A 3,421-nucleotide genomic window follows, 5' to 3' on the forward strand; every position below is an offset into this window, starting at 1 on the left:
GGGTAATAGACCACTAAAAATGGCATGGAAAGTTTATATTCATGAGTGACAATATTTTTTGCAGTGGCTTCTACTCCCTCAAATTTTATCGCTTTAATCGATTTATCTACCGATCCCGTAGAGATGAAACCGATCGCTTGAGGGTTATGGTTAATCAGTGTTTTAACCATACTATTGCTATTGACCACTAAGTTATTGGAACTGATGTCTGACACTAAGCGATCATTAATCACACGAGTCAGGCCTAATAAGCTTTCAAAGCTATAGCGGGAACCTGATGATGCTTCTCTGGTCACAACTGCGATTTTTTGATCAGCACCACCGACTTGTTTCCAGTTGGTTATTTTCCCTTTATAAATATCAAATAACTGCTCACGAGTCAGATTTTCAATACTGTTTAAGCGATTGATTACAACAGCCAGCCCATCATAGGCAATCGGTAGGGTGCTCATCGTCTCATCTTGCTCACTTTCTGTGAGGTAGCGCGAGCTCATGGCGATATCTGCGACACCTTTTTTCAGTAATGTGATGCCAGCACTCGAACCTACGGCTTGAACCGCGATATAAGTTTCAGGGTGTGCGGTATTGTAGTCCTCGGCGAATACTTCCATGATCCTAGCGACCGAGGTCGAGCCAGAAATATTAACTTCACTTGCGAAGGCAAACTGGGTATGTAGCAAAGTTGAAAGCAGTGTAGCAAGCGCGACTCGAAACATAGTGGCTCCAATATGGTTATTTAGAAAAATTGAGCCACCATAATATGTCGTATAGATGACACTTTTGTGAACCACAAAGGTAAGTGGTTTGTAGCCTTACGGTTTTTCATATCAGAGATAAGCGAAGTCAGCTATAGTCGAGATGTCAGGAAGCCGTGTTTGAGCGAGGGTAAAATGGCGGTAGTGAATTTGTTGCAACGTCAACTAGAACGAAGAGCAGAGCTTGTTTGCCATAATCGTAACCAAAGTGTGTCTGTTGAATTAGGCAAATCCTGTTTTGAGCCTATTGTTAACGGTGTGCACTTCATCAAACACCATTACAAATTAGATTCAACGCATTGCGACTATTCAAGTATCGTGGCGAAAGTGATTTGGGAAGAAGCTAAATGGGCGCTGTATATTCCCAATACGGATCCCGATAAAGAAATTGAAGATTGGTTGCCGTATCCTTTTCTCCCTAAAACAACGGATTTGACGGCGTTGATCCGCGAAATTGAAAAAGATCCTAAATCTTACTTTTGGTGATCAATAAGCAATAAAAAGGCACTCCGAAGAATGCCTGATAGAAATGTCTATGCTGCTAAAATCACTCCCCTTGGGTAGTGGTATTAGCTTCTGAAGGTATAGGTAACGGTTCGAAAACCTGAGTCGGTTTTGCAATCAGACTGCGGTTTTCCATATTCACTTCTGCGAGCACGACTTCGAGCGTATCACCGAGCTTAAAGACGACTTCTTTATCGACAAGCAGCGTTCCACTTTCCGCATTACATTCAATACGTTCTTTGTTGTCTAAGATTAAAGAACCAGGGATGAATGCGGCAGCGCCATTTTCCAAAAGACGTACGCGCATGCCAGCGCGATTGATATCAAAAATTTCAGCCGTAAAACGGGTGCCTTTGCTCGGTTCGTTTACTAGCGTTCTAGCATAGAGCCAGTCGCCTACGTTACGTTCGGCCATTTTGTGGTGTTTGCGGTGTAGTGCCAACTCTTCACCAACGGTTCCATCCGGTGTTTGTACGGGCTCTTTGTTTAAAATATGTGCTTTCAACATACGATGGTTGATCATATCGCCATATTTACGGATAGGAGAAGTCCAAGTGGCATAGATATCCAAACCCATTGCGTAATGCGGAAGAGGTTGGTTTCCTATTTCACTGTAAGCTTGATACTTGCGGATACGATTATCCAGATAGCGGGTCTCTTGCTTACATAACCAGCGACGTAAAGAGGCAAAGCCCTCTAGAGTCGCTAAGTTATCGGCAGTGTATTCAAGCTCACCCGTTGGGTTGACTAATTCGACAACATCGGCAATTTTTTCGGGTTTGAACCCCGCGTGCGTATTGAACACGCCTTGGCCAAAATGCGCTTTGAGCGTTTTTCCCGCACAGATATTCGCGGTTATCATCGCTTCCTCAACAAGACGGTTAGCACTACGGCGAAGATCCGCATGAATTGCCACTACGTCGTTGTCTTCACTCAGTTCAAATCGATAATCAGGGTGATCAGGAAACACGACCGCGTATGTTTCGCGCCATTGTGCGCGCGCTAATGAAAAATCATACAAATCACGCACAACGGAAGCGATTTGGTCACTTGGTTGCCAATCGGCAGAAGTGCCCGTTTCTAACCAATCTGATACATGATCATAAACCAATCGAGCGTGCGATTTAATGTTGGCCGCAAAAAAGGTAATGTCATCGCCAATCACACCTTCTTTAGTCACTGTTACGGTACAGCAAAGGGCAGGGCGAACTTCATTTTCCATCAACGAACACAAATCATCGGCTAAATCACGTGGCAACATTGGGATATTGCGGCCAGGGAGATAAATAGTGAAACCCCGCTCACGTGCGACACTGTCCATCTCGTCATCTGGCGTGATGTATGCGGTTGGGTCTGCAATGGCAATGGTTAATGTGAAGTCACCGTTCTCGGTTCTTTGGGCGAACAGTGCATCATCCATATCTTTAGTTGATGCCCCATCGATGGTGACGAAAGGAAGGTGGGTCATATCGATGCGTTGTAGGTCGGCATCATCTTTTAGCTGCCAATGTTCAATACCAGCCGGCTCACTGTTAGGCAGGTCATTTTCAGCTAAAGTCACCCACCAAGGCGCAATCTTATCGTTGGCATCCGTAATTTTATGGGTGATTTCAACCATAAAACCGTTATCGTCTTTCAGTGGATGGTTAATAAGCTGTGCAACAATCCAATCACCTTCAGAGAAATGTTCAGGGTTTAATCCTTTTTGCACCTTGGCTTTCAGCGATTGCCTTTTTAGTTGCGGGTTATCGGGCGTGACATTCAGCTTACCTTTGTACAGCTTTACACGGCCAATGAAGCGAGTTAGTGAAGGCTCAAGCAGCTCTTGAGGCTCAGCCACTTCTTTCTCATTCTCGGTGCGAATGATGGCCACCACTTTATCTCCGTGTAGGCATTTCTTCATATACGGAGGCGGAATAAAGAAGCTGTTCTTACTGTCAACTTCTAAAAAGCCGAAGCCTTTTTCAGTGGCTTTTATCGTGCCTTCTTTCTTAGGCAAGTTCTCTTGGATTTGTTGCTTGAGTTGAGCAAGGAGCGGATTATCTTGAAACATGTTTCTTTTTCTAACAAATGAGATTGGGCACACTATAATCATTGAGCGGGATGATTACTACCGAAAGCGTTATTTTTGCTGGTCTGCTTTAACAGTGCGCTGTAAATGC

At 44.3% G+C, this 3,421-nt stretch carries 3 protein-coding genes; 1 reads left to right on the forward strand and 2 read right to left on the reverse strand.

Annotated elements, in window-relative coordinates; genetic code table 11:
* On the reverse strand, positions 1–716 hold a 716-nt coding region (locus B9J84_RS14145), incomplete at its 3' end, for a substrate-binding domain-containing protein (protein WP_179217573.1).
* Between the two features lie 174 nt (positions 717–890).
* On the opposite strand from B9J84_RS14145, the gene B9J84_RS14150 reads away from it, so the two are divergent.
* Entirely contained in the window at positions 891–1,241 is a 351-nt protein-coding gene (locus tag B9J84_RS14150; protein WP_026027345.1) for a DUF3024 domain-containing protein, read from the forward strand.
* Between the two features lie 61 nt (positions 1,242–1,302).
* Here the strand turns inward: B9J84_RS14150 and rnb are convergent, their stop codons facing one another.
* Complete coding sequence (gene rnb, locus B9J84_RS14155) at positions 1,303–3,312, reverse strand: exoribonuclease II (RefSeq protein ID WP_094124404.1); 2,010 nt, start codon at positions 3,310–3,312, stop codon at positions 1,303–1,305.
* Positions 3,313–3,421 lie beyond the last annotated feature (109 nt).

The sequence above is a fragment of the Vibrio sp. V03_P4A6T147 genome (assembly GCF_002241085.1).
GTDB lineage: Bacteria > Pseudomonadota > Gammaproteobacteria > Enterobacterales > Vibrionaceae > Vibrio > Vibrio anguillarum.